The organism is Parageobacillus caldoxylosilyticus (genome assembly GCF_019272935.1).
Taxonomy (GTDB): domain Bacteria; phylum Bacillota; class Bacilli; order Bacillales; family Anoxybacillaceae; genus Saccharococcus; species Saccharococcus caldoxylosilyticus.
Genome location: NZ_CP040553.1, coordinates 2,490,535 through 2,516,283, shown reverse-complemented (window position 1 = coordinate 2,516,283; position 25,749 = coordinate 2,490,535). Strand labels below are relative to the sequence as shown.

Below are 25,749 nucleotides of genomic sequence, written 5' to 3'. Positions count from 1 at the left end.
AAAAACAGAGAAATGATTTCTCTGTTTTTATTATATCTTATAACATATCTTATAACACGCTCGCATGTCCTTGATAAACCGCACCGAATCCTGCGTCCACCGTAATTTCCTGCCCATCTTTTAAAATCGCTGTTGCATTTTCTACACCGACAATGACCGGAATGCCAAGGCTTAGACCAACGACGGCGGCATGGCTCGTTAATCCGCCTTCTTCGGTAATGATGGCCGCCGCTTTTTCTAGCGCCGCCATCATGTCTGCATCGGTACTGTTCGTTACTAAAATCCCGCCTTCTACCATTTTTCGGGTCGCTTCTTCTGCCGTTTTTGCAATTACCGCTTTTCCGAAAGCCGATTTGCGGCCAATGCCTTGCCCTTTTGCAATAATGTCGCCGATCACATGCACTTTCATCAAGTTCGTCGACCCTGTTTCTCCAACTGGAACTCCCGCGGTGATGACGACTAAATCACCGTGTTTGACTACTCCTGATTCTATTGCAGCATCAACGGCAATATCAAGCATTTCGTCCGTTGTTTTCGCTTGTGGCGCCACTTGCGAATATACTCCCCAGACAAGCGCTAATTTGCGTGATACGGATTCACTGGAAGTAACAGCGACAATCGGGGCTTTCGGACGATACTTCGATATCATATACGCCGTTTTTCCGCTGACAGTTGGCGTGACAATCGCCGCCACGTCTAAGTTTAGCGCCGTATGCGCCACCGATTGCCCGATCGCATCGGTAATCGTCGTCGCGCTTTCTCTTGTCCGCTGTCCTAATATGTCGCGGTATTGCAGGGCTTGTTCGGTGCGCAGCGCAATTCGATGCATCGTTTTTACCGCTTCGACTGGATAATGCCCTGCCGCCGTTTCCCCAGATAGCATCACCGCATCGGTACCGTCAAAAATCGCGTTGGCGACATCGCTTGCTTCTGCTCTCGTAGGTCTCGGGTTGCGCTGCATCGAATCGAGCATTTGTGTCGCCGTAATAACCGGTTTGCCAAGCATGTTGCATTTTTTAATGAGCACTTTTTGGATCAATGGCACTTCTTCTGCCGGGATTTCAACGCCAAGGTCGCCGCGCGCCACCATCAGGCCATCGGCAACTTCCAAAATTTCATCAATATTATCTACGCCTTCTTGATTTTCGATTTTGGCGATGATTTGAATATGTAGCGCGTCATTTTCTTCGAGCACCTCGCGAATCTCCAATACGTCGGAAGCTCTCCGAACGAAAGAAGCGGCGATAAAATCAATTCCTTGTTCGATGCCGAATAAAATATCTTGGCGGTCTTTGGCTGTAATCCCTGGCAGGTTGACGCGAACGCCCGGTACATTAACTCCTTTTTTATTTTTCAAGACGCCTCCATTTAGCACTCTCGTGACAATTTCGCGCGCTTGTTTATCAATAGAAACAACTTCCAAGCCAATTAACCCATCATCTAAAAGAATTTTGGAGCCAGGAACGACATCGTCAATAAGCCCTTCATAGGTCACCGAGATTTTCTCCGGCGTTCCGAGGACTTCCTTCATCGAAATAACAAGCTGCGATCCTTCTTTTAATTCGATGGAACCATTTTCCATGTCATGCGTGCGAATTTCCGGCCCCTTCGTATCTAACAAAATCGCCACCTTTTTTCCCGTTCGCTTCGCTGCTTCACGAATGTTTTGAATGCGCCGTCCATGTTCCATATGGTCGCCGTGCGAAAAATTTAAACGCGCGACATTCATCCCCGCTTCGATCAATTGCACGAGCTTATCCACACTCTCACTGGCAGGACCGATCGTACAGACGATTTTTGTTTTCCTCATCATCATTTCTTCTTCCTTTCCGCTAGGGAATTAAATGGATAGCTCTTTTGACAACAAATACATTCTTTGATCCACAGTATGCTTGTTTGCCAACGCTTCGGCAATATCATGATCGACGAGCTGATTGTTTTGAATGCCGACGCAGCGGCCGCCTTTTCCTTCTAGCAATAATTCAACAGCCCGGGCACCTAAACGGCTGGCAAGCACACGGTCAAACGCAGTTGGAGAACCGCCGCGCTGCACATGCCCCAACACCGTGACGCGCGTTTCAAATCCGGTTGCTTCTTGAATTTTCTTGCCGAACTCGACGCCGCTTCCAACCCCTTCGGCAACGATAATAATGCTATGTTTTTTGCCGCGCTCATGTCCACGCTTCAGCCGTGCAATAATATCGTCCATGTCATACTCTGCTTCCGGAATCAAAATCGTTTCCGCTCCTCCGGCAAGCCCTGACCATAACGCAATATCCCCGGCATGGCGTCCCATTACCTCAATGACATATGTCCGTTCGTGCGATGTGGCAGTGTCGCGGATTTTGTCAATGGCGTCAATCACCGTGTTTAATGCTGTATCAAATCCAATTGTAAAATCCGTTCCAGGAATGTCATTATCGATTGTTCCCGGCACTCCGACACAAGGAAATCCATGCTCCGTTAATTTTTTGGCCCCTTGATACGAACCGTCTCCGCCGATGACGACCAGCCCTTCAATCCCGTGCTTTTTCAATTGTTCAATTCCTTTTCGCTGGCCTTCTTCTGTTTTAAATTCCGGACAGCGTGCCGTATATAGTATTGTACCCCCACGATGAATAATATCCCCAACGTCTCCGACTTCCAATTTTTTAATGTTTCCAGCAATTAAGCCAGCATAGCCATGATAAACCCCAAATACTTCTACACCATGGTAAATCGCTTTGCGGACAACAGCACGAATGGCCGCATTCATGCCTGGCGAATCGCCGCCGCTTGTTAACACACCAATACGTTTCATGTTGTCACCTCGTTTATTCATTGTTTGATAACCCATTATGAAAAAACGTCCGACCTCATACCTCTGCAACTCTTTAACATTCTATAAAATAACACGAAGCCTAGAAGAACACAATAGAGAAGCTGTTAAATATTTGTTAACACGGCTTGCAATATAACAAAGCTGTCTCGTAGATGGAGACAGCCTTGTTTTTATCTTACCCGAAGGTCATCGTGGGAAAACGTAAATTGCCCGATTTGTTTAAATTTTTCATATCGTTGCTGGACTAATGTTTCGCCATCCAGCTTTAGAAGCTGCTGCAGCGAGCGCTTCAACACCTTATCGATTTCTGCCGCCTGTTGATCGACATCGCGATGAGCGCCGCCGCGAACCTCTGGAATAATTTCATCAATCACCCCGAGCTCTTTTAGGTCATGCGCAGTAATTTTCATCGTTTCCGCCGCACGCTGTGCCAGTGCTGCATCTTTCCACAAAATCGCCGCCGCTCCTTCCGGGGAAATGACAGAATACGTGGAGTTTTCGAGCATATGAATATGGTTGCCAACCCCAAGCGCCAGCGCACCGCCGCTTCCGCCTTCGCCGATTACAATGCAAACAATCGGCACGGTAAGTCCTGACATTTCAAATAAATTTCTAGCAATCGCCTCGCTTTGTCCTCGCTCCTCCGCTGCTTTTCCCGGATAAGCTCCTTTTGTATCAATAAAACAGATGATGGGGCGCTGGAATTTTTCCGCCTGTTTCATGAGCCGCAATGCCTTGCGATATCCTTCCGGATGCGGCATGCCGAAATTGCGGCGAATGTTTTCTTTCGTATCTTTTCCGCGTTGGTGGCCAATCACAGTCACAGGCAAGCCGTCGTATTTGGCAATTCCGCCGACAATCGCCTCGTCATCGCCAAAACAGCGGTCCCCATGGCATTCTAAAAAATGCGTAAACAGCCGAGTTATGTAATCTAGTGTTGTCGGTCGCTGGGGATGACGGGCGATTTGCACGCGATCCCATGGAGTTAAGTTCGAATATATATCGTTTTCCAATTTGGCAAGACGCGCTTCCAATTTTTCAATTTCTGCCGAAAGGTCGACCTCGGCGGTTTTCATAAACTCTTTTAACTCGATAATTTTTCGACGCAATTCAATGAGCGGCTTTTCGAAATCTAACTCTGCCACCATCCGTGTTCTCCTCCTCCTTGATGAATATCCAGCACCGTCGTCAGCGTCTCCTTTAAGTCGTGGCGATGGATGACGGCATCCAGCTGACCGTGTTTCAGCAAAAATTCCGCTGTTTGGAAATCTTCGGGAAGCTCCTCGCGCACCGTTTGCTCAATCACGCGGCGGCCGGCAAAGCCAATGAGCGCCCCCGGTTCGGCAAAATTATAATCCCCGAGCGAAGCAAAGCTTGCCGACACCCCCCGGTAGTCGGGTGCGTCATCACCGAAATAATCAGACCGCCTTCATCGCTAAACAATTTTAAAGCAGCACTCGTTTTTGCCATCTGCATTAAACTTAATACCCCTTCTTGCATGCGAGCGCCGCCGGAAGCGGTAAAAATAAGAAATGGGACATGAAGTTCCCTCGCTTTTTCAATTGCCCTTGTAATTTTTTCCCCGACGACAGAGCCCATGCTCCCCATCCGGAACGCCGAATCCATTACGGCGATTACCAGCGGATATCCATTTAACGTCCCTTCGCCGGTGACAACCGCTTCATTTAAGTTCGATTTACGGCGATCTTCTTCGAGCTTTTCCATATATCCTGGGAACTGCAACGGATTGACAGAAATCATATCGGCGTCGTATTCGCGAAAACTGCCTTCATCTAGCAAACTGTCAATTCGCTCCCGCGACGGCATCGTATGGTGATAGCCGCAGCTCATGCAAACGCGCAAATTTTTTATCAATTCTTTTGTATACATAATTTTTTTGCACTTTGGGCACTTCGTCATAATTCCCTCGGGAACTTCGTATCTCACTTGCTGGGAAGGAATCGACGCATATTTCTTCTTTTTGATAAATATGTCTTTCCACATGAGGTATTCCCTCCTTCACTTTTTGGCTCTATCTACTACTGTATCGAAAATTCATCATATTTTTTGTAAAACGATGTCATTTCTCTTTCGACAAAGGAGGACGCACATATGTTTTCCATATTTCCGTCACAACAGCCTCATCCCGCTTCGCCAATGCTTCTAGCATCTTCTCATAAAATACATCAGGCAATGAACCGGTGCCGCTGATCGTAGCGGAAAAGTTGTGCAGCACCCGCCAAATTCGCTCTAGCAAATAGTTGTGCGTCGCCATCGTCACCCATTGAAAAAAAACATCATAATTCATTGATTTTTGTCGAACGTTTTTTTCAAGCCACGCCAAATCTTTTTCTTGCCACCGTTGGCAGGCAAGCTGCAAGCAAAGCTGCTCTATGAGCCACTTCGTTTCTGCCAAATCTGCTTTGGCGCGCTTATCTTGCAAAATAAACATTCCGAGCAAGTTAATAAGCTGGTGGTTCCCTATATCTTTAATGTAAGTTCCTTCACCGCGCCGCGTTTCAATTATGCCAAGAAATTCGAGCGCCCTTAGCGCCTCGCGCACCGAAGAGCGGCCGACTTGCAGACGCTCTGATAATTCGCGTTCAGAAGGAAGTTTATCGCCGGCGACCAGTCCGTCTTCGCGGATGATTCGGCGGATTTGTTCGAGCGTTTCGATGTATACTTTTGCGTCTTTTACCGGTGATCCCTCCCTAGCATGCCATCGCAACTATACTTTCCTTCTATTTCCATCACTGGTCTGACCACCTAATGTCTATACGATATAACAAAATTGCAAAATAGTAAAGAAATAATCATTTGACTACAATATGTTCACCGCCAAGGAGCTCCTTTAGTGCCGCTATACATTCATCGGTTACGGCAGCATTGTATTCTTCGGCCAATTTGACCATCTTTTGCTCTTGTTCATAATAAAGAAAAACAGGAGTATTTCCATGATATTTTCGCAATAACTCTTTTAGTGTAAACAATTTTCCAGCGGCCATATGTTCTGGACGAATTTTTATATAAAGTGCTTTCGTAAAAAGAGAAAGCACTTGGCGAATCACCAGCTGTGGTTTCCCGGCGCGGACATCTATTTTTCCTTCCAACAGCTGTATATTTCCTTTCTCCAACGCTGCGGAATAACGGGAATATACACTAGGAAACGCCACCGCATCCATTTCCCCGCTCTCATCGCTAATGGTGAAAAAGGCCATCTCCTCTCCTTTTTTCGTCCGCGTTTTTCTTTTTTCTGCAATATATACGCCTACTTTAACGAAAGAATTCGTCGCTCCATTGCATACGCTGAAAATGGGTTTGGCGCCAGCCAAGCGAAATGCCTTTTGATACTCCGTTGTCGGGTGCGGGGAAACATACACACCGAGCAATTCTTTTTCATGCTTCAGCTTCTCTTCCAACGACAGTGCAGGGGCTTCCACATATTTTGGCTTTAAGGACAAATCGGTAAACAAACCTTCTTTCACATACGGACCGATAAGCTGAGCGTGCTCTAGCGCGACATCCACACTTGCCAATAAAGAGGCTCTTTCCACTCCGAACTCATCAAAACAGCCTGACAAAATAAGCGACTCGATCGTTTTTCGGTTGATGCCTTTTCCGAATAGGCGCACAGAAAAATCAAAAAAGTCGGCAAACGGCCCTTTTTGCCGTTCTTGGACAATCGCCCTTACCGCGACTGCCCCGACATGCTTAATGGCGGCTAAACTATAGCGGATTTTTGCCCGCTCTACTGAAAAGTCATAGCGGCTTTGATTAATGGAAGGCGGCAGCAGCGCAATCTGTTTTTGTTTTGCTTCATAAATATACAAAGACAGTTTTTCTTCATCTCCGATGACGCTCGTTAATAGCGCGGCGTAAAAGCAGAGTGGATAATGGGCTTTTAAATAAGCAAGCTGGTAAGAAAGCAAGGCATAGCTGACCGCATGGCTGCGGTTAAACCCGTAATTGGCAAAACGGACAATCATATCATAAAGTTCATTGGAAAATGTTTCCCCATAGCCGTTTTTAAGGCACCCTTGCACGAACTCATGGCGCTGCTCATCAAGCAGCTCCTTGTTCTTCTTGGCAACGGCACGGCGCAGCAAATCCGCCTTTCCTAATGAAAAGCCAGCAATGTTGGCGGCGATTTGCATAATTTGCTCTTGGTAAATAAGAACGCCGTATGTAGGCGCCAAAATGGGCTCCAAATCAGGATGAAGATAGGAAACATGTTCTTTGCCATGCTTTCTTTTTATATAAACAGGAATGTAGCTCATCGGACCGGGACGATAGAGCGCGTTGACAGCGACGATATCTTCAAATTGGGACGGTTTCAGCTGCTTTAATACGTGCTTCATCCCGTCGGACTCCAATTGGAAAATGCCGTTCGTATCCCCATTGCTTAATAATTCGTATGTTTTCCGGTCATCTAATGGGAGCGAGCGGATGTCGAGCGTTTTTCCGGTTTGCTGCTCGACAAGGCGGCATATATGCTCCAGCAATGTTAACGTGCGCAAACCGAGAAAATCCATTTTCAGCAGGCCGAGCCGCTCCAACACATCCATCGGATATTGCGTCAAATACCATTCGCCATGTCCTTGTTGCAGCGGAACCATTTCCGCCAGCGGTTCGCTGCTAATAATGACGCCGGCCGCATGAGTAGATGTATGACGCGGCAACCCCTCTATTTTCATAGCCGTTGCCACCCACTTTTGGAATAAAGAAGAAGCTTGCACCGCTTGGCGAAAGGCAGGGGTCTGCTCATAGGCTTCCTGAATCGTTACTCCCGGCTTATTCGGAATCGATTGGACGATATGTTCTATTTCTTTTACATTCATCCCCATCGCTTTGCCTGCGTCGCGAAGAGCCGCTTTGGCGCCGAACGTACCGAAAGTGATGATTTGCGCAACATGTTGTTGCCCGTATTTGGCGGCGACATATTGGATGACTTCTTCCCGGCGGTCATCGGGAAAATCAATATCAATATCAGGCAGCGATACCCGTTCCGGGTTTAAAAACCGCTCAAAAAGAAGACCGTACTGGATCGGATCCACATCGGTAATATAAAGGGTATATGCCACAAGCGACCCAGCTGCCGATCCTCTTCCCGGTCCTGTCATGATCCCTTTTTTGCGGGCAAAATTCATTAAATCCCACACGATCAAAAAATAGTCGCTGAAATGCATTTGCTCAATCACATGAAGCTCATACTCCAGCCGTTCCCTGTAAACAGCGGAAGGAGACGAAATCCGTTCATATAGCCCTTTTAGGCAAAGCCGGCGCAGATAGCGACCAGCGCTTTCCTTTTCCGGGACCGGGTATTTTGGCAGCTTTAATGTATCGAACTCTAGATGCAGCTGGCATTGCTCAGCAATTCTCCTGCTGTTTTCTACCGCTTCCGGCAGATCGGCAAAACGTCTTTCCATTTCCTGCGGCGGTGTGAAATATCGTTCTCCGATAACGTTTTTTTCTTCTTTCATTTCCGTTCCATGTTTAATTGCCAATAAACAACGCTGCACAAACACGTCTTCTTTTTCGATATATTGGACATCGTTCGTTGCCACAAGCGGAGTATTGGTTTCTTCCCCTAAGCGAATTAGCTCCGCTTCATACGATTCGCGCGCCTGTTCCCCGCGCTGCACGGAAAGATATGCATCCGCCCCGAATATTTGCTTATACCTCTCTAACACCTGTTTTGCTTTTTCGATTTCCCCATGGGCAAGCAATGTTTCTACCTGCCCTTTTTTTCCCGGAGTTAGAGCGATCAGTCCATCGCGGTAGCGCCATAGCCACTTTTCCGGAATGCCTTCTTCACTTGCCGTCGTCTGAATCGCGCTGCTTATTTTCATTAAATGACGATAACCTGTTTCGTTTTTCGCTAACAAAACGAGCGGATACGCCTTTTCTCCCTCCAGCGCAATGTCTGTGATCATCCCGATAATCGGCTGAATACCGAAGCGTTTGCATTCGATATAAAAAGGAATCGCGCCATACAATACATTTTCATCCGTTAGCGCAAGAGCGGGAAATTGCAACTCCTTCGCCTTTTTGATTAAATCGCTGATTTTCGTCGGGCTCGTCAGCAAACTGTAGCAGCTGCGGACTTGAAGGTGGACAAACGACAACGCTCTTCTCCCTCCTTTTCCTTCATTATAGAAGACAAAACTTTCCCTTGGCAAAACATACTCCTCCCTACTCGTCCATATACATGTAGTAAAGGAAAGGGTGGGAGAAGCATGAATGAAAAAATTGCATTTTTGCCTGCTTTTATTCAAAGTTATTTTATCGCGGCCGGCGTGCTGTTAGGCGGAGCGATGATCGGGGCGCTTGGCGCGTTTTTAAGCGGAGAGCAGCCGCTCACCGCCATGTATCGTTTTGCTGGTGATTTGCGGATTTGGGCTGTTGTCGCTGCCATCGGTGGAACGTTTGATACGTTTTATATGGTGGAACGGGGATTCTTTTTTGGGGAGACGCGCGACATTGTGAGACAGTTCCTTCTTATTCTTTCGGCGATGGGAGGAGCGCAGACGGGAGTTACCATCATTACTTGGCTGACACAGGAGCATATTTCTTCATGAGAATCCCGTCTTATTATCGCTATCCCACGTGGCAGCGCTTTTTTGCCGGCGTTGCGATCGGTGCGATCATCAGCTGGGTCGTTTTTTTGCATTTATTCGGCGTTCTGCAGGAAAAACAAGTCCGACAAATAACCGAGCTGCAAGATAAAATTGCCGATTTGGAAAACGAAGTTCGCATTTGGCAAGAAGACTACGTCAAACAAAATAAAATGAACAAAAAAAAATTGATGGTACAAGAAATTTCTGTCCATCTCGTTAACGCGGAGCAATATAAACTCGACTCTTATACGACATTTCGCATTGAAGAAAGCGTAAAGGAAGATATTTCCCACCTGAAGGCAAAAGACATCGAAACCGTTTATAACAGCCGGGAGTTGCTAAAGCGGGCTATTGAAAACAAAACATACACGATTAATGAACAATTGTATAAGTTGGAAATTCATCAGCTGTTTGTCTTTACCACCTTGTCGATTGAACTAAAATTAAAGCCGCTGCCTTCCTCATAAAAAGAAATGTCCCGGACTTTACCGGGACATTTCCGCGTTTTATCGGGATCGGCACGCCGCTTTCAAATCGGCAATAACACGGTCCGCATCTTCCCAAGAGTAAATGGAAGCCCCTGCTGCAAGCGGATGGCCGCCGCCGCGGTATTTTTTCGCCACTTCATTGACAATTGGGCCTTTAGAACGGAAGCGGACGCGAATTTCCTTTTCTTCCTCAATAAAAAATACCCATGCGACAATTCCTTCGATATTGCCAAGAAGGCTGACAAGCTGCGAAGCCTCAGAAGCGGTAACGCCGTATTGTTCGAGCAGGGTTTTTGGCATTTTTACCGCCGCCACCCCTTCTTCTGATACGGTAAAGTTCTGCAGCACGTATCCGCTTAAATGCGCTACATTCAACTTCGTGCGATATAACCCGTCATATAGCTCCGTCAAAGAGAAACCATATTGAATGAGCTCGCTTGCGTAACGGAATGTTTTTTCGCTCGTGCGCGGAAAAAGAAAGCGTCCGGTATCGCCGACAATGCCTGCATAAATTAAACGCGCCGCTTCTTTTGTCATCACCAGTCCATCTTCTTTACCGGCCAAATAAAACTCATAAATCATTTCACTCGTGGAACTGGCGTTTGTATCGACCCATACTATATCTCCATATGGATCCTCGTTCGGATGATGGTCAATCTTAATCAGCTTTTTGCCAAGACGGTAACGTTCATCGCAAATCCGCTCCTGATTCGCCGTGTCGCAAACGATCACAAGCGCATTGCGATAAACAGCGTCATCGATGATATCCATCCGCCGTAAAAATTGCAATGACTCTTCATCATTTCCTACCGTATACACCGTTTTTTCCGGAAACGATGCTTGCAAAATCTCCGCTAATCCCCCTTGTGACCCGTACGCATCGGGATCTGGACGTACATGGCGGTGAATGACAATCGTATCAAACTGTTGTACTGCTTTTAAAATTTCCAAACATTTTTCTTTCATTTTTCTTCCCCTTTTGCCCCTATATTTTTTCATTATACGTAAACAAGCAAGATCCTTGCTAGAATTCTTGCTCATTTCTATGTACAATAAGATAGAAAAACATCGTGGAGGTTTGATTTATGCCAACACTTGTAATTTTCATTATATTTTCCTTTTCGTTTTACGTCTATTATAAAATCAAATATTTTCGTTCCCGCCGCCCGCTGGAACGGCGCTGGCTTTCCGCCAAATCGAGCATTGCACTCGGGTTGTTCGTCTTTCTGTTTGGCCTCAATCAGTTTTTTCTTCACCCTTCTACTGTCACCTATATTGTCGGGACCGTTTTCTTGTTAATTGGCGCCGGAAGCGCATGGGCGGGCTACCGCGCCTACAAATATTATTTGCCGCTCGTTATTGAAGAAGCAAAACAAACAGCAAAAAACGGGGCGTAGCACGCGTCCCGTTTTTTGGCTAGCGATCCATAAGCTGGCACATCATCATTGCCTTGCCGACGACAGCGCCTTCGTTATATACTTCTACATCCACTTTTCCGAACTTCCGCCCGATTTCTAGCAGTTTCGCTTTTACCTCCACCGTGCTGTCAATTTGCACTGGTTTAATAAAATAAATGGTAATATTTTCAACGACCAAATCCCCACGTTTATAGGAACGAAGTGCTCGTGTAGCCGCTTCGGTGACAATTGTTGTAAACACTCCATATGACAACGTTCCTAAGTGATTCGTCATTTGCGGTGTAATTGTGCAGCGAAACGCTTCTTCTTTTCCATTGTTATCCACTTCCCGGAACTGACTTGTAATAATATCATCGATCGTTTCGCCGACTTGCGGCTGTCGTTGAATCATTTGCAGTGCTTTTAATACATCCTGGCGGCTAATAATTCCCTGAAGCCGATTATGTTCATCCACGACCGGCAGCAATTCAATGCCTTCCCACACCATGACATGGGATGCGAAAGCGACCGATGTCTTTCCTTTTACGGTAATCGGCTGCTTTGTCATCGCCTTTTCAATTGGCAATTGCCGATCAAAATCAAGCACGTCTTTTGCCGTTACCATCCCTTGCACTTTTAGTTGTTCATCGACAACCGGAAAGCGGCTATGCCGTGTTTCGCGATTTAACGTATACCAACGTTCAATTGGATCCGTTGTATATAAATAGACGGTTTTTTCGAGCGGAATCAAAATGTCTTCGACAAGAACGATTTCCTTTTTGATTAACTGGTCATAAATCGCGCGGTTGATCATTGTCGCGACGGTAAACGTGTCATAGCTGGTCGAAATAATCGGAAGCTGCAGTTCATCCGCCAATTTTTTTACGTGATCTTCCGTATCAAACCCACCGGTGATCAACACGGCTGCCCCAGCTTCGAGTGCGAGTTCGTGCGCTTTCGTGCGGTTTCCGACAATTAATAAGTCGCCTGCCCCGGTATAGCGCATCATCGCCTCTAACTGCATGGCGCCAATCACAAATCGGTTCAGCGTTTTATGCAATCCCTCGCGCCCGCCGAGCACTTGCCCATCGACAATGTTTACCACTTCCGCATATGTCAGTTTTTCAATATTTTCTTTTCGCTTCTTCTCAATGCGAATCGTGCCGACGCGTTCAATTGTGCTGACATAGCCTTTGTTTTCCGCATCTTTAATGGCGCGATACGCAGTACCTTCGCTGACGCCCATTTCTTTGGCAATTTGCCGTACGGAAATTTTTTCACCGATCGGCAAACTATTAATGTATTGCAAAATTTGTTCATGTTTTGTCACCAAGTTTCTTCACCCTTTACCAATGTCTTATTTTCATTATACGGGCGAAACAAATTCAATTCAATGAAGGGTCTGGCACATTTGTTCCCAAAAAAAGCGTCTCATATTGAGACGCTTTTTTCATTTTATAATTCAATGCTTTCTCCAGGTTTTAAAGCGCGGCCGACCCCGTCAGGAAGCAACGCGACAAATTTCTCAGGGTCTTGGGCAATCGGCGGGAATGTATTATAATGAATCGGCACTACCGTTTTCGCACGCAGCCACTCAGCGGCAAGGGCGGCATCTTCCGGCCCCATCGTAAAGCTGTCCCCAATCGGTAAAAACGCCACATCAATTTGATTGCGTTCACCAATGAGCTTCATATCGGAGAACAATCCGGTATCTCCGGCATGGTAAATCGTTTTTCCTTCAGCCGTAAATAAAATCCCTGTCGGCATCCCTAGGTAAATAATTTGATTGTCTTCCGTGACATAACCGGAGCTGTGGAATGCCTGCGTCAATTTCACTTTTCCAAAATCAAATTCATGCGCGCCGCCGATATTCATGCCGTAAGTATTAACTCCCTGCCATCCTAAATATGTAGCCAGCTCAAAGGTGGCGACCACAAGCGCATTGTTTTTCTTCGCCAATTGCACCGTATCGCCGACATGATCGCCGTGGCCATGGGTAAGCAAAATGGCATCTGCTTTTACTTCTTCTAGTTTTAAATCGGTGGTGCTGTTTCCAGTAATAAATGGATCAATCAAAATCGTTTTCCCATTTGTTTCGATTTTTACGACGGAATGGCCATGGTAAGTAATTTTCACGATAATCCTCCCCTTTCATAGTATTATTTCGTGATGGTTTTTCATTTCCCTGCTGCATCCGTTATAAACATTTACATTTCGATTTATTCCTGCTACTCTCAAATAGAGAGAAACAAGAAAGGAAAGATGCACAATGAACAAACGGCTTCAATTATTTTCCGATTGGCTTCAAGAACAACATATTTCATTGGCGTTCATTACGTCAAGTCCAAACGTTTTCTATTTAAGTGGGTTTTGGTGCGATCCGCATGAACGGCTGTTAGCATTGCTTGTTTTTCCTGAAGGAGAGCCAGTGTTGATTTGCCCGCAAATGGAAACGGCGCGCGCCCGCCAATCTGGCTGGGGCTATGAAATTATCGATTATGATGATACATCCAACCCATGGGAATTGATCGCACGGCATATCCAGGCGAGAAATATCGCGGTCGAACAAATCGCGGTCGAAAAAAGCCATCTTTCTTTAGAACGCTACGAACAGCTTCATACCTATTTCCAAGCCAATACATGGCTCAACGCCGAAGAAAAATTACGGCAATTGCGGATGATCAAAGATGAAAAAGAAATTGCCATACTGCGGGAAGCAGCGCAGCTTGCCGATTATGCCGTTGAAGTCGGTGTAAGCGCCATCCGTGAAGGAAAAACAGAATTAGATATTATCGCGACGATCGAATACGAAATGAAACGGAAAGGCGTACGGGAAATGTCGTTTGCCACCATGGTTCTCACCGGCCAAAACACCGCCAATCCTCACGGCGTGCCAGGACAGACGCCTATTCAGCGCGGCGATTTTGTTTTGTTTGATTTGGGCGTCATCGTCGACGGCTACTGTTCCGATATTACCAGAACCGTCGTTTTTGGTTCGGCAACGGAAGAGCAAAAAACGATTTATGATACCGTTTTGCGCGCTCAGCTGGCCGCAATTGACGCGTGCAAGCCAGGCGCAGCAATCGGCGCTGTCGACCGGGCGGCCAGAGCGGTGATTGAACAGGCAGGATATGGCCCATATTTTACACACCGCGTCGGACACGGTTTAGGCATTGAAATACACGAGTATCCGTCCATGAATGCCGCCAATACGATGCCATTAGAGCGCGGCATGACGTTCACGATTGAACCGGGCATCTACGTCCCTTCAGTTGGCGGAGTTCGTATTGAAGACGACGTATTTATTGCTGACGATGGCGTTGGCATTTTAACTTCCTATCCAAAAGAGCTTATTGTTATTTAACGGTAAAAAGAGCGGCTAAAAAACAATGCCGCTCTTTTTCACAACAATGAATGTTCTCACGATTGTTCGAGCAATGTTCTCGCATCGGTATACGACAATCCGTGCGCCTTTGCTACCGCTTCATACGTAACCGAACCATTTAGCGTATTTATCCCTTTTAGCAATGCTTCATTTTGCAGGCAGGCGTCGCGATACCCTTTATTCGCGATTTGCAGCGCATAAGGGATGGTGACGTTAGTAAGCGCAAACGTGGATGTTCGCGGCACCGCGCCCGGCATGTTTGCTACCGCATAATGAACAACTCCATGCTTGACATAGATCGGATCATCATGAGTCGTAACACGGTCGGTCGTTTCAAAAATTCCGCCTTGATCGATGGCGATATCGACAAGCACGGAACCCGGTGACATCGAGCGCACCATTTCTTCCGTCACCAGCTTCGGTGCTTTCGCGCCAGGGATTAATACGGCGCCGATGACAAGATCAGACTGCTGCACCGCTTCAGCGATGTTATACGGGTTGGACATTAACGTCGTTACATGCTCGCCAAACAGATCGTCAAGCTCGCGCAGCCGCTCAGCATTAATATCTAAAATCGTCACTTTCGCTCCAAGCCCCACTGCTATTTTTGCCGCATTCGTTCCAGCCGTCCCGCCGCCGATAATCGTTACTCTTCCGCGGTTCACCCCCGGCACGCCTCCCAATAAAATCCCTTTTCCTCCGTGCGGCTTTTCAAGAAACTGCGCGCCTACTTGCACAGACATTCTTCCTGCTACTTCGCTCATTGGCGTTAACAACGGGAGCGCACCGTTTGCCAATTGTACCGTTTCATAAGCAATGCCGATTACTTTTTTGTCCATTAATTCTTTCGTCAGCGATTCCGCGGCCGCTAAATGCAAATAAGTAAACAAAATAAGGCCTTCGCGGAAATAAGCGTACTCTTCTGGAAGCGGCTCTTTTACTTTTAACACCATTTCCGCCGCCCATGCATCTTGAGCAGATGGGACGATCGTTGCACCGGCTTTTTCATACTCTTCATCGAAAAAACCGGAACCAAGGCCCGCTCCTTTTTCCACATATACTTCATGCCCAGCTTTTACTAATGTCATTACTCCTGCCGGTGTAATCGCCACCCGGTTCTCATTGTTTTTAATCTCTTTTGGAATACCAATTTTCATCGTTTTAGCGCAGGGGACCCCCACTTCAACGAATGAGAAGGGCGGAGCCCAATGAGTAAGTGGGGGAGGAATGCGCCTTCCTCCTTTCTCTTCTAATATGCTATCATTAACTTATGGAGAAAACCGTTGGATCAGGCACTCCATTGCTATGAATTCTTCCTAGTTGATTTGCTTACTATACCATATCCTTTTACCTGCAAATATGAAACCATCATTATTTATGTTTCTCCTTTTTTCTATAAAATAAACGGCTTTTTTCGCTCGTTTCCCGATGCGCTTCACACCCTCCTACAATAAGAATGAAAGTAATTTCGATCGAGTTTTTTCCAATAGAAAAATCACCTCACTAATGCAAGGAGGTGATTTTTCTCAAGAAACAACTTACGTCCGATAACGGTGAAGGACATTGACTCCCCCGGTGACATCAATCACTGCTCCTGTAATCATATCCGAATCTTCTTCACATAAGAAAGCGATCACACGGGCAATATCCTCGCCTGTCCCTGAGCGACCGATGGGAGTTTCCTCATCTTTTTTCGTCCGCGCATAAGCAATGGTTGCTTCTTTCATTTCTCCAACAATATTGCCTGGGCAAACCATATTTGCGGTAATGCCATACTCCGCTTCCTCGAGAGCGATCGTTTTCGTCAACGATACTAAACCAACTTTTGCCGCGCTAAACGCGGATCGATGCACCCATCCCGGAGCATCCGCCGCCCCTTGGAATCCGTATGTAATAATGCGCCCAAACCGTTGTTTTCTCATCAACGGAATCGTTTTCTTTACTAAATGGAAAACGGCGCTTAAGTTTCCTTCAATCATTTCATACCATTCCTCTTCCGTGTAATCGGCTAATTTTTTCCTCTCAAAAATATACGGACCAGCATTATTGATCAAACAATCAATCCGGCCGAATCGCTGCAATGCCGACTCGACAAGCACCGATAAATCCTCTTTTTTCGTGACGTCCCCGCGGACAAACTGAAGCCGGTCTTTTAAATGGGCGTACTTTTCTTGCAGCGACCGCACTGCTGCCTCGTCACTCCGATAGTTGACCGTTACCGAATATCCTCTTTCTAATAACAATTCCGTTACTTTTCTCCCCAGCCCTTTCGCTCCGGCTGTGATGAGGGCATGTCGCACAACTACTCCTCCTCACCTTCACTACTTCCTGTCTTTACTTTAATTTACTATAAATTATGTGGCCGCGCATCCATCCCGCTTCAAAAAATCATCATGGTGAGACATCACCATGATGAAATTACATTTATTCTATTCGCCGACTTCTCGCTTTGGATCGTAGTAGAGCTCATCATGATCCACCACGCCGCTATGATACGCATCCATGATTTGTTCACTAATGATTTTGACTTCCTCTTCATCATAATACCAATTTTCGTTGTACTTTTTTTCCACTTCTTCCACCCCTTTTTTCATCAAAGTGTCATATATACGGTAGTTTCTCATTGCTTGCATGGGGGTATACTAATCATAGGGATAGCATTTTTATCCAAAGGGAGTGGAGACCCATGACAATGACGTACAAAACGATTGTCGTTGCGGTAGACGGTTCGAAAGAAGCGGAATGGGCATTTAAAAAAGCGATTCAAATTGCCAAACGCAACAATGCAAAATTAATTTTGTCCCATATCATTGACTTGCGTGGATTTGCAACAGTAGAAATACATGATCACACTGTCGTAGAACGATCGGAACAATATGCGAAAGAGCTGCTTAGCGGCTACCAGCAGCAAGCGCTTGCCGCCGGGTTAAACGACGTGGTCATCGATATTGAGTTCGGTTCGCCAAAAGTCAAAATCGCAAAAGAGGTGGCGCCAAAATATAAAGCCGATTTAATTATTTGCGGAGCAACCGGGTTAAACGCGATGGAACGTCTCCTCATTGGAAGCGTTTCCGAACATATCACCCGCTATGCGAAATGCGATGTGCTTGTCGTGCGAACCGAAAAAGAATAAAAGAAAAACACTCCGAAGCATCCGCTACGGAGTGTTCACTATTTCTTTGGCTTTTTCCAACGCTTTTCTTACTTCGGAAAATCCTGTTCCGCCCGCGCTATTGCGGCGGTTAACAGCGGTGTATGGCTTAAGCGCTTCATATATGTCTTCTTCAAAGAACGGTGACGCTTCTTTATAGACATCAAGCGGCAAATCGGCTAAAAATACGCCTTTTTCAATGCATGCCAACACAAGCTTTCCCACGATTTCATGCGCTTCACGGAACGGTACTCCTTTATTGGCTAAATAGTCGGCCAGCTCGGTCGCGTTGGAAAAATCTTGTTTTGTCGCTTTTTCCATCACGTCTACATTGACTTTCATCGTTTCAATCATGCCGGCGAAAATTTTCAGCGAACCAATCACCGTTTTTACTGTGTCAAACATGCCTTCTTTATCTTCCTGCATATCTTTGTTGTACGCGAGCGGCGTTCCTTTCATCACGGTCAACAGCCCGAATAAATTGCCGTATACCCGTCCCGTTTTGCCGCGGATTAACTCGGCCATATCGGGATTTTTCTTTTGCGGCATAATGCTGCTTCCTGTCGCAAACGCATCATCGATTTCGATAAATTGAAATTCCTGGCTCGACCAAAGAATGAGCTCCTCGCAAAAACGGGATAAGTGCATCATCAACATGGCGCTGTTGCTTAAAAACTCAATGATGAAATCACGGTCGCTTACCGCATCGATACTATTTTCATAGATGCCATCAAATCCAAGCAGCTCCGCGGTCATATGGCGGTCGATCGGAAACGTCGTTCCGGCAAGCGCTCCTGCGCCAAGCGGCGACTTGTTAATGCGCTTTAATGACTCGCGGAATCGCTCGCGATCGCGTTCTAACATCCAAAAATAGGCGAGCAAATGATGGGCGAACGAGATCGGCTGCGCCCGCTGCAAATGCGTATATCCCGGCACAATCGTTTCCACATGCCCCTCGGCTTTTTCCACAAGTGCTTTCTGCAATTGTCTGATCAGCGCGATAATTTCGGTCACGCGCTTGCGCAAATATAAATGCATATCGGTCGCCACTTGGTCGTTGCGGCTTCTTCCCGTGTGCAGCTTCCCACCGACAGAACCGATTTCATCGATAAGCATTTTTTCAATGTTTAAATGAATATCTTCGTAGGCAACGGAAAATTCAAGCTTGCCTTGTTTCGCCTTTTCCAGCAAGGTATACAGACCATTTTTGATTTTCTCTACGTCTTCATTTGGCAAAATTCCGCATTTCCCGAGCATCGTCACGTGGGCGATGCTGCCTTCGATATCTTCTTCCACCAGCTCTTGGTCGAACGGGATCGACGCGCCAAACTCGTCTACCCATTCTTCCGCTGTTTTCGTAAACCGTCCTCCCCAAAGTTTTTTCACATGGTCACCTTCTTTTGGTTGTTTACGATGCTGTATACTTTCGTTGGCAATCCGTATAAGGAAATAAACCCGACAGCCGCTTGATGGTCAAATTGGTCTTCCACTGTATAGGTTGCCAGCTTTTCATCATATAGAGAGAATTCCGATTTGCGCCCTTCGATAATGGCATGCCCCTTAAACAATTTCACACGCACGACGCCGGTTACGTTTTTTTGCGTTTCTTTTAAGAAAGCGACAAGCGCATCTTTAATTGGCGAGAACCATAAGCCGTTATAAATGACTTCCGCCAATTTTTGTTCGATAATCGGTTTAAAATGCGCGACTTCTTTGACGAGCGTCAAATCTTCCAGCTCTTTGTGCGCCTTAATCAGCGTCATCGCTCCTGGACATTCATATACTTCCCGCGACTTAATGCCGACAAGGCGGTTTTCGACATGGTCAATGCGCCCGACGCCATGTTTTCCGGCAAGCGCGTTCAGTTTCAAAATTAACTGCGCAAGCGAATACGGCTGACCGTTTAGCGTTGTCGGCACGCCTTGTTCAAAACCGATTTCAATGATTTCCGGCTCGTCCGGCGTATCCTCGAGCGCCGCCGTCAGTTCATACGCCTCCTCCGGCGGAGCCGCCCACGGGTCTTCTAAAATGCCGCACTCATTGCTTCTGCCCCATAAGTTTTGATCGATGGAAAACGGGCTGTCAAGATCCACTGGGATCGGAATGCCGTGTTTTTTCGCATATTCGATTTCTTCTTCGCGCGACCAGCTCCATTCCCGTACTGGGGCGATAACATCCAAGTTTGGATTTAACGCTTTAATCGACACTTCAAAACGGACTTGGTCATTTCCTTTTCCGGTGCAGCCGTGGGCAACGGCAACTGCGCCTTCCAGTTCCGCGATTTCCACCAATTTTTTCGCGATCAGCGGACGCGACAAGGCGGATACGAGCGGGTATTTTCCTTCATAAAGCGCATGCGCCTGCAAGGCAATCAGCGCGTATTCATTCGCGAATTCTTCCTTCACATCAATGACATATGATTTAATGGCCCCAACTTTTAATGCTTTTTCCTTTACGAAATCGAGATCTTTTCCTTCGCCAAGATCTAAACAGCAGGCGATGACATCATAGCCCCGCTCCTGCAGCCATTTAATTGCAACCGATGTATCTAAACCCCCAGAATATGCCAGCACCAGTTTCGGATTAGCCATTTTTTATTCCCCTTTCTTTTTACATAAATATACCCTTATATAAATAAATATTCATAACAATCTATTATCACTTTATCAGCTTTTTCGCCGTTTTTCAATAGTTATTCATCAGAAAGTATAAAAATACTAATTGTTAGCTCCTTCCCTTTTTTTGTACAATAAACGGTAAGGGAAAGGGTGAGAAAAGAATGGAGCAATATTTTGTTTATGATCAGCGGCTTGGCATTTCTTTGCCAAAGTTAGAAAAAGATTGGGAGGATTATAGCGAGAAAGAACAAAACGCCATTTTGCTGCGCTGGGAAACCATTCGTGGTGCCATCCCCGACCGCATTGCCGAATTGGAGAAAACCATTAACAAAAAACAAGACGAGCTCGGAAACGAAAATGATTTCGAACGCTCCTGCCGATTAAATGCAGAGATCGCTGAACTCGCTTCGATCATTAATGATTTATGGATTTGGTATCGGATGAATCAAACAGTATCATTGCGTATGCCTCAATAAAAAGAAGGAGAGACAGAAGCGGTGAAACTCTCCTTCTTTTATATTCCAATTTTTATTTTTATAAAATATATTGAATATTTTATCTATTAACATTATTATTTATATTGATTCTACTTTATGTAAGCGGAGGGATACGCATGACAAAAGCAGCATCCTATACTTCGATCATTGATTCTTTTTCGTGGAATAACGTATTCGCACATTATGATTGGAATCCGCATGATCGTTTCAATGTTGCCCATGAAGTGTGCGACCGTTATGCAGACGATCCGCAACGCATTGCCATATTTTATGAAAACCATTTAGGAGAAAAGAGAACCATTACCTATCGAGAATTACGGGACTGGTCGAATCAAATGGCCAATGTATTTCGCAAACTTGGGGTGAAAAAAGGGGATAGAGTTTGTGCTCTTCTGCCTAAAAATCCTGCGCTGATCGTCTATATTCTGGCTGCTTGGAAAGTCGGCGCCGTTTATGTGCCGCTATTTACAGCGTTTGGCCCGCAAGCGATCGAATATCGGATTAACCATTCCGAAGCAAAAGTGATATTGACGAATAAAGAACAACGTTCCAAACTGCCTTCAAGAGAAAAAACGCCAACATTAGAACATATTTTTATCATTGATGGGGCGGATAACGATAACGATTTGCCTTTTTGGGAAACGCTTTCAAAAGAACCGGCTGACCATAAAACAGAAGAAACAACGGTAAACGATTTACTGGCAATCCAATATACATCAGGTTCAACGGGGATGCCGAAAGGGGCAATGTGGTCGCACAACTTGCTTATTAACATTTATCCTTATATGCGATATGCGATCGGTTTGCGGGATGACGATGTCTTTTTAGGAGGAGCTGACCCGGGATGGGCTTATGGATTGATTTTTTGCACCTTTGCTCCAATGTGCTTTGGTGTGCCAATCGTCTTTTATGAAGGGCCATTTAAACCGGAAACCTATTACTCACTGATGGAAAAATATCACGTAACCAACTTTACGTATGCCCCAACTGCTTATCGCGCGATGGCTGCGGCAGGTGCGGAATTAATCGGTAAATACCAGATCGGCGTACGGGCTATGAGCTCCGCAGGAGAACCGCTTAACCCGGAAGTCATTCGCTTTTTCCAACAGCATTTAGGGGTAACTGTCCATGACCACTACGGTCTGTCGGAAACATTAATGCTGATTGGCAATTTCAACGCGGTAAATATGGAAATACGACCAGGCTCCATGGGATGGGTATTGCCGGGATTTGAAGTCGCATTGCTGGACGATGAAGGAACTCCGGTAGCAGACGGAGAAGTTGGACAAATTGCTTTCAACACCAATTCCATTCCAAATGTATTTAAAGGTTATTGGAAAGAGCCTGAAAAAACGGCGGAGAGATTGATGGGAAGCTGGTTTCTCACTGGAGATCTGGCAACGAAAGACGTGGACGGATACTTTTGGTTCCAAGGCAGGGCCGATGATATTATCTCCAGCGCCGGATACCGCATTGGGCCTTTTGAAATTGAAAGCTGCCTCATTGAACATCCAGCCGTAGTGGAAGCAGCAGCCGTTGGAAAGCCTGATCCATTAAAAGGGGAAATCGTGAAAGCTTTCGTCGTGCTGGCGGATGGCTATACTCCATCAGAAGAACTGGCGCAAGAACTGTCTTTGTTTGTCAAAAACCATTTATCCAAACACGAATATCCTCGTGAAGTAGAATTCGTATCAGAACTTCCAAAAACGCCTAGTGGGAAAATTCAGCGCTTTATTCTTCGCAACCACGAAATCGAAAAGCAGAAAAATGCCTAATCAGAAAGAAAGTGTCCGATTCCTTGAACGGACACTTTTTGCTTTTATCGTAAATCTTTCCTTATTTCCCGCACGACATGGCCAAGCTCTGGCAAAATCAATTTTGTCATCGCAAGGCGCACTGCGCCCGACGACCCAGGTGTAGAAAAAATGGCTGTGTCGTTCGCCACCCCGGCAATCGCCCGCGACAATATCGCCGCTGAACCGATATCTTCCGTATAGCTTAACATCCGAAACAGCTCACCAAAGCCAACGATCTCTTTTTCGATGATTTCCTTGACCGTTTCAATCGTCACATCTCTTTTTGCGATACCGGTGCCGCCATTCGTCAGCACAACGTCGACGTCCGGCCGCCGGCAGCCGTCAAGCACGGTCTGGCGGATCGCCTCTTTTTCATCTTTCACGATTTCATATGCAACAACGTCATGTCCGGCTTCTCTTAACAACTCGATCATCAGTTTCCCGCTTTTGTCCGTCTCCGCCGTTCTTGTGTCGCTTACGGTGACAACTTTGCAGCGAACGGCAAGCGGAGCTTCTTGTTTATGTTCGGCAACGCTCATGGGCATCATTCCATCCTCTCATTTGACGATATCCTCCTTTACAAGTATAAAGGACTCACTGTATCTTTTTCAAAGCAAAAGCGAGCCCATAGCTAATTAAAGCTGGTAAAATGGATACGTTCCCTTCTTCTTTAAATTGTACGTGAAATCCCTTGTCGCCTAAACCTCCTCACCTCCTTTGCCAGCTCCCGTGTATGATCATACATTCTGCTTGAATGATGTTTCTCTAATTCCCCAATAGCGAGCAATAATTGAACATTTTCGATTTCCTCCTCCATCGAAATACAAATTGTTTTTCTCCTCCATCAGCACTTTTTTGTTCCAATGAATGGACGGACTCCCTGCAATATATGTCTGAAAAGCTCTTACTGGGAAAGCAGGCCGATTGCGTCCATCACTTCCTTTCAAGCCTTTATCAATTTGGACGAAAAACAAGGGAGGTTTAAACGGGGTTGGATAAATTTCTATATGTAAGGTGAGCATTTGTTATTACTTTTCTATGACGGTGCGAATGGTTATCCCCTATTTTGCCAAACAGACAAATGCCAGATCTCCATCTTGTTATGAAATAGACAGAATTGTTATAATATTGTTACATTATTATAATCACTGCCAGCCAATCGAAAGGGTAAATCGCTAATACCTGAATCCGTAACAGCTTCATTTCTTCATCTTTCAAAATCCCAATAATATCACTGATTTCGTTCATTTTTGCCACTTCACCTAAATAAGTAAAGAGGCAAAGAAAAAATTCGTTCAATCATAAGGCTATCTGAGTCGTTTATTCAAGTTTCTATCACGGATTCAGGCAATACTTCTTTTCCGTTGATCACCAAACGGCGGTACAGATTTCTCCAATAACGATTAGGTCATCAAAAGGAGGAAACGATGCGATGTGCCTGATGTTAAAAGAAAAAATGAACAACATCTTGCAAAACGGTATTGATATGATTCAAGAGCACCACGAACTGATTCTTGCCAAGTGGAAAGGGAAATTATCTGAATTACAGAAAAAGCAAAACATCGCGGCGCAGCCATTGGAAACCGCCATCGGCTTTTTTTCCGAAAGGCTATTCACAAAAAGAGGAGACATCGAAGAACTTTTGCAGGATATCGAAGAGGGATGGAAACACAATTCAAGTTTGTTCCCTTCTAACAAAATGACTTTTATCTTTACGTTATTGGAAAATGCCGCCCATGAGGCAATTCAATCCAACATCGGTGATTCATTTCAAGAACATCAAGCGGTTCAATATTTGTTTTCTAAAATCCATGAAGTCATTTTTAAAGAATGCAATGATGAAAAGCACAGCATAGACCACTTCCTCGAACAACTCGCCTCCTCAAGGCAGCTTCCCATTCATTGGATTGCTGAATTGACAAAATCGGAGGAGGGGTTTTATGTAAAAAAAATGTACAGCCAAACAAACTTCTTGCCTTCAACGATCGACCGCCAATTGAAAGCGGATACATTATTTGCGTTATCGGAGTCTCTGCTTGAATTCATGCCGAAAACAGGGGAAAAAATGCGGGTTTTTCCGATCCCGTGGGAAGAAAAAATTTTATTGTTTTGTACAAACGAAACGGAACACCAAGCTCTTCCATTTATCATGCATTCCTTGCAAATGTTCAATACAGGGGAAAAGGCGCTAGAAAAGACGAAACAGGAGCAATTATGGAAGGATGCGGTCATTTTATTCGATCAATGGATTATGCGTGCTAAAACGTTACATCAAGCGTTTGAATATATTTCGTCTGGTTTTGTGAACTACTTGCCGTTTGAACGGTGTGCATTGTTTGCTTATTCTAGCGCGAATGAAAGCGGGTTTGGACTTTATGGGTACCAGCTGAACAACGAAGAGATAAAAAACATTCACGAGAATATCAATGGCCTCCCGCTAATTAAAAATTATATGCAGCGATTACAGCTGCTTGGCGGACACATCACGAATTTGCCGCCCATTTATGTGTCAGAAGCAGCGGAAGGCCTGCCGATCAAATATGTCAAACAGTTTCAACTCGAATCTATTGTCATTGCCCCGATTTACGTTCCTTCGGAAAGCAAACTCATCGGAGCAGCCATTTTAGATCAAGGACCAGGAAAACCATTTAACATTTCGAGTGACATTTTTACCGCCGTTATGAAATTCGGCCAAAGCGCCGGGGAAATTTTAGCAAAATTCGGCGGCGATCGCCCGGAATTTCCACAAGCCGCTGCAACGCCCCATTTGTCTCCTCGCGAAATTGAAGTATTGAAATTAGTCGCAGAAGGAGCTTCCACCTATGAAGCGGCTAAGAGATTGCATTTAAGCGAATATACTGTTCGCGACTATGTGTCGACCATTTTACAAAAAATGAATGCGAAAAACCGTACGGAGGCCATTGTCAAAGCAATACGAGATGGAATCATTTAATTCATTTGCGGCGGCACTCGAAAAAA

Annotated in this window: 22 protein-coding genes and 1 pseudogene; 8 read left to right on the top strand and 15 right to left on the bottom strand. The window is 45.6% G+C overall.

Annotated features, from left to right (window positions below; all coding sequences use genetic code 11):
• Positions 1-49: 49 nt before the first annotated feature.
• From pyk to dnaE, 6 genes and pseudogenes are all read right to left on the bottom strand, one after another.
• Positions 50-1,813: a pyruvate kinase gene (gene pyk, locus BV455_RS12800; protein WP_017437253.1), complete on the bottom strand. Its 1,764-nt coding sequence runs from the start codon at positions 1,811-1,813 to the stop codon at positions 50-52.
• Positions 1,814-1,840: 27 nt separating this feature from the next.
• A complete protein-coding gene (gene pfkA, locus BV455_RS12795; protein WP_017437254.1) occupies positions 1,841-2,800 on the bottom strand; it encodes a 6-phosphofructokinase in 960 nt (319 codons plus the stop codon).
• A gap of 191 nt (positions 2,801-2,991) precedes the next feature.
• A complete protein-coding gene (accA, locus tag BV455_RS12790; protein ID WP_042407584.1) occupies positions 2,992-3,969 on the bottom strand; it encodes an acetyl-CoA carboxylase carboxyl transferase subunit alpha in 978 nt (325 codons plus the stop codon).
• Positions 3,954-4,825: pseudogene (accD, locus tag BV455_RS12785) on the bottom strand (acetyl-CoA carboxylase, carboxyltransferase subunit beta). Before accD ends, accA begins: the two are co-directional and overlap by 16 nt.
• Before the next feature lie 76 nt (positions 4,826-4,901).
• Positions 4,902-5,549, bottom strand: coding sequence for a FadR/GntR family transcriptional regulator (locus BV455_RS12780; protein ID WP_042407588.1), 648 nt, complete (start codon positions 5,547-5,549; stop codon positions 4,902-4,904).
• Positions 5,550-5,634: 85 nt separating this feature from the next.
• On the bottom strand, positions 5,635-8,946 hold the full coding sequence (gene dnaE, locus BV455_RS12775) for a DNA polymerase III subunit alpha (protein ID WP_218688047.1): 3,312 nt from the start codon (positions 8,944-8,946) through the stop codon (positions 5,635-5,637).
• 111 nt (positions 8,947-9,057) lie between these two features.
• On the opposite strand from dnaE, the gene BV455_RS12770 reads away from it, so the two are divergent.
• On the top strand, positions 9,058-9,399 hold the full coding sequence (locus tag BV455_RS12770) for a sporulation membrane protein YtrH (protein WP_017437259.1): 342 nt from the start codon (positions 9,058-9,060) through the stop codon (positions 9,397-9,399).
• Positions 9,396-9,905 carry a sporulation membrane protein YtrI gene (gene ytrI / locus BV455_RS12765; RefSeq protein ID WP_017437260.1) on the top strand — a complete coding sequence of 170 codons (510 nt, stop codon included), beginning with the start codon at positions 9,396-9,398 and terminating at the stop codon, positions 9,903-9,905. Before BV455_RS12770 ends, ytrI begins: the two co-directional genes overlap by 4 nt.
• Before the next feature lie 39 nt (positions 9,906-9,944).
• Here the strand turns inward: ytrI and BV455_RS12760 are convergent, their stop codons facing one another.
• A complete protein-coding gene (locus BV455_RS12760) occupies positions 9,945-10,892 on the bottom strand; it encodes a DHH family phosphoesterase (RefSeq protein WP_017437261.1) in 948 nt (315 codons plus the stop codon).
• Between the two features lie 119 nt (positions 10,893-11,011).
• On the opposite strand from BV455_RS12760, the gene BV455_RS12755 reads away from it, so the two are divergent.
• Entirely contained in the window at positions 11,012-11,323 is a 312-nt protein-coding gene (locus BV455_RS12755; RefSeq protein WP_017437262.1) for a YtpI family protein, read from the top strand.
• A 19-nt stretch (positions 11,324-11,342) separates the two neighbouring features.
• Here the strand turns inward: BV455_RS12755 and BV455_RS12750 are convergent, their stop codons facing one another.
• Positions 11,343-12,656, bottom strand: coding sequence for a CBS domain-containing protein (locus tag BV455_RS12750; protein ID WP_017437263.1), 1,314 nt, complete (start codon positions 12,654-12,656; stop codon positions 11,343-11,345).
• Positions 12,657-12,778: 122 nt separating this feature from the next.
• Positions 12,779-13,459, bottom strand: coding sequence for a metal-dependent hydrolase (locus BV455_RS12745; protein ID WP_017437264.1), 681 nt, complete (start codon positions 13,457-13,459; stop codon positions 12,779-12,781).
• A gap of 133 nt (positions 13,460-13,592) precedes the next feature.
• Between BV455_RS12745 and BV455_RS12740 the strand changes: the two genes are divergently transcribed.
• On the top strand, positions 13,593-14,687 hold the full coding sequence (locus tag BV455_RS12740) for a M24 family metallopeptidase (RefSeq protein ID WP_042407592.1): 1,095 nt from the start codon (positions 13,593-13,595) through the stop codon (positions 14,685-14,687).
• A 56-nt stretch (positions 14,688-14,743) separates the two neighbouring features.
• On the opposite strand, the gene ald is transcribed toward BV455_RS12740, so the two are convergent.
• From ald to BV455_RS12725, 3 genes are all read right to left on the bottom strand, one after another.
• A complete protein-coding gene (gene ald, locus BV455_RS12735; RefSeq protein WP_042407596.1) occupies positions 14,744-15,865 on the bottom strand; it encodes an alanine dehydrogenase in 1,122 nt (373 codons plus the stop codon).
• 381 nt (positions 15,866-16,246) lie between these two features.
• Entirely contained in the window at positions 16,247-17,008 is a 762-nt protein-coding gene (locus tag BV455_RS12730) for an SDR family oxidoreductase (protein ID WP_017434986.1), read from the bottom strand.
• 129 nt (positions 17,009-17,137) lie between these two features.
• Positions 17,138-17,281 (bottom strand): hypothetical protein, encoded by a 144-nt coding sequence (locus tag BV455_RS12725; protein WP_169735602.1) that lies wholly within the window; start codon positions 17,279-17,281, stop codon positions 17,138-17,140.
• A gap of 113 nt (positions 17,282-17,394) precedes the next feature.
• On the opposite strand from BV455_RS12725, the gene BV455_RS12720 reads away from it, so the two are divergent.
• On the top strand, positions 17,395-17,841 hold the full coding sequence (locus BV455_RS12720) for a universal stress protein (protein WP_017434984.1): 447 nt from the start codon (positions 17,395-17,397) through the stop codon (positions 17,839-17,841).
• A 24-nt stretch (positions 17,842-17,865) separates the two neighbouring features.
• Here BV455_RS12720 and argH read toward each other — a convergent pair whose 3' ends face one another.
• Both argH and BV455_RS12710 read right to left on the bottom strand, forming a co-directional pair.
• Positions 17,866-19,245, bottom strand: a complete 1,380-nt coding sequence (gene argH / locus BV455_RS12715; RefSeq protein WP_218687251.1) for an argininosuccinate lyase — start codon at positions 19,243-19,245, stop codon at positions 17,866-17,868.
• A complete protein-coding gene (locus BV455_RS12710; protein ID WP_017434982.1) occupies positions 19,242-20,450 on the bottom strand; it encodes an argininosuccinate synthase in 1,209 nt (402 codons plus the stop codon). The genes argH and BV455_RS12710 overlap by 4 nt, the downstream gene beginning before the upstream one ends.
• A 188-nt stretch (positions 20,451-20,638) precedes the next feature.
• On the opposite strand from BV455_RS12710, the gene BV455_RS12705 reads away from it, so the two are divergent.
• Both BV455_RS12705 and BV455_RS12700 read left to right on the top strand, forming a co-directional pair.
• Complete coding sequence (locus BV455_RS12705) at positions 20,639-20,953, top strand: hypothetical protein (RefSeq protein WP_042407601.1); 315 nt, start codon at positions 20,639-20,641, stop codon at positions 20,951-20,953.
• Positions 20,954-21,090: 137 nt separating this feature from the next.
• Positions 21,091-22,749, top strand: coding sequence for an acetate--CoA ligase (locus BV455_RS12700; protein ID WP_218687250.1), 1,659 nt, complete (start codon positions 21,091-21,093; stop codon positions 22,747-22,749).
• 44 nt (positions 22,750-22,793) lie between these two features.
• Here BV455_RS12700 and BV455_RS12695 read toward each other — a convergent pair whose 3' ends face one another.
• Positions 22,794-23,309, bottom strand: coding sequence for a MogA/MoaB family molybdenum cofactor biosynthesis protein (locus BV455_RS12695; RefSeq protein WP_017434979.1), 516 nt, complete (start codon positions 23,307-23,309; stop codon positions 22,794-22,796).
• An 893-nt stretch (positions 23,310-24,202) separates the two neighbouring features.
• Between BV455_RS12695 and BV455_RS12690 the strand changes: the two genes are divergently transcribed.
• Complete coding sequence (locus tag BV455_RS12690) at positions 24,203-25,723, top strand: response regulator transcription factor (protein ID WP_218687249.1); 1,521 nt, start codon at positions 24,203-24,205, stop codon at positions 25,721-25,723.
• The last annotated feature ends 26 nt before the right edge of the window (positions 25,724-25,749 follow it).